Origin of the sequence: Moorena sp. SIO4A1, assembly GCF_010672065.1 — a bacterium.
Lineage (GTDB): Bacteria > Cyanobacteriota > Cyanobacteriia > Cyanobacteriales > Coleofasciculaceae > Moorena.
Genome location: NZ_JAAHHX010000442.1, coordinates 1 through 1,879, shown reverse-complemented (window position 1 = coordinate 1,879; position 1,879 = coordinate 1). Strand labels below are relative to the sequence as shown.

General features: G+C 40.5%; 2 protein-coding genes and 1 pseudogene. All 3 read right to left on the bottom strand.

Annotated elements, in window-relative coordinates; translation table 11 throughout:
- Positions 1-61: 61 nt before the first annotated feature.
- Positions 62-190: a hypothetical protein gene (locus F6K53_RS39245; protein WP_293085325.1), complete on the bottom strand. Its 129-nt coding sequence runs from the start codon at positions 188-190 to the stop codon at positions 62-64.
- A gap of 219 nt (positions 191-409) precedes the next feature.
- Positions 410-844: pseudogene (locus F6K53_RS39240) on the bottom strand (substrate-binding domain-containing protein); the annotation flags it as partial.
- A gap of 15 nt (positions 845-859) precedes the next feature.
- A partial coding sequence (locus F6K53_RS39235; protein WP_293085323.1) for a CHAT domain-containing protein occupies positions 860-1,879 on the bottom strand: 1,020 nt, incomplete at its 5' end.

Sequence of the window (1,879 nt, the reverse complement as noted above, 5' to 3'; positions counted from 1 at the left end):
GGTTTAATCAGTTTAATCAATAGGAGGAAAACCCGCTTTTTCTAGCAGTTTTTTACCCTCATCAGTCCGCAGCAAATCGATGGATGTAAGCTTCTCCGGCTTTTTGTTCTGCTTTCCCATTTTTTTTGACAATCACAAATAGTTTCCGAGTAATTGGATAGGTACCCTTTTTAAAGGCAACACTATTCACCTGGTTGTGGTTGTCTTCCTTACACTCACTTGGGGGAATAAAAGGCTCCTGATAAGGCGCAATAAACCTATGATTGTTTTTTCCTTTAAGAGGCAGAGGCTTAATGGTACATTGGGGGACAATATCTGCAGCAGAAGCGTAGTAAATCCCTCCAGGATCCTTAGCAACTTTTCGGATTGCTTCCGTTGTATTGTAGGTAAAATCGACAGTTTTGCCAAATTATTCTCCGTCTAAAATAGTTTCCATAAAATAGTTCACGGTTCCCCCAGCTTCTTTTTTTATAGAATAAGGAATTATGGACAAGTTCGGACCACCAACCTCACTCCAGTTGGTAATATTACCTGTATAAATATCCTTTAGCTGACTAATTGTTAAACCCGGAACTTTTAAGTTAGGATGAACGGCTACAGCAATAGCATTAATGGCGACGGGTATTGCTCTGATAGTAAACCCCTTTTGTCTGGCCTGGTAACTTTCTTTATCTGTGATTCTCCGAGAGGATTGAGCAAAATCTAACTGCCCGTTTAATAACATTTTTATTCCAGTATCAGACCCCGGTGAATCAGTTTCATGGTCAGTGTATTTCAATTTTAATTTTGGCTGCACCCTTTGAATCCGTTGGTCTACATCTCTGCGGATTTTTGCCCAAGTTGTGCTACCGCCATATCGTCATTCTCTTTGAGTAGGAAGGCCGGATAGATAAGCCAGACATTTTTTAGGGAACAGTCTTTTCCAGATTTGTTGTCGGAATTCTAAGAAAGAACTTTCTTTGGTAGGGCAAGACTCTGGAATCAAGCTCAAACTTACTATGACTACTCCCTCAATTAGCAAGCCAGCGAATACCACAATTAGCAAGCCAGCTAGTAATTTCAAAATCCGAGGTGGTAGCTTAATGATTAAATTTACGAGTTCATTCCATGTGAACCGTGTATGTAATGCTGATTCTCTGATACAAAGTGTTGGCAGCCACGTAGCATTGGGAAAACGGTCATTAAAATGCTCCAGACGTTCTCTGGCAATGTGGACAGAGGTAAAAAGAGATTTGTTTTTGGTGAACTCCTCGAAAAAATGCTCCAAAAATTCTACGGCTACTTGATCAGGTACTAATTCTCGCATGACGATACTGCGAGGGAGATTCAACTTAGCTAGTTGTTGAGCTAATCCCAGACCATCACAGGAATTGAAAATAGCTAACTGCAATCCTTTAGCGATCGCTTTTCCGAAGGCTATTTCAAAATCCTCTATGCTGATTCTGTCTTGCTGGTTTAACTCAAGCCAGTTAATTGGTGTCTGGTGATCACAGCTACTGTGACCACTAAAGATGAAAATATGGTAGCCTGGTTCTTGCCAAAGTGCTTCCGATAGTTTTTTTTTGGTAGGCTGAAGTAATACGGTAACCTCTGCTCCTTTTTTCTCTAACTTTTTAACTATCTTGATATCGTTGTTGGTTTGGATGTTGTCACTCCTGCCCACAACCAGCAAAATTCGGACTTTCCAATATTTTTGAATGGGAAGAATTGTCTGACCCGGCTTACCATAAAGTCTTAAAGCTATTTCAGAGTCTGAGTAGTAGTTTTTGAACAAATCCCACTCTTGCCAAGGGATGCGACCTAATTGAATAAACTTCTCCTCGGGAAAATCAAGGATGATGTACATTTCTTCTTTTTTAGCAGGCTGCCATCGGCTTCC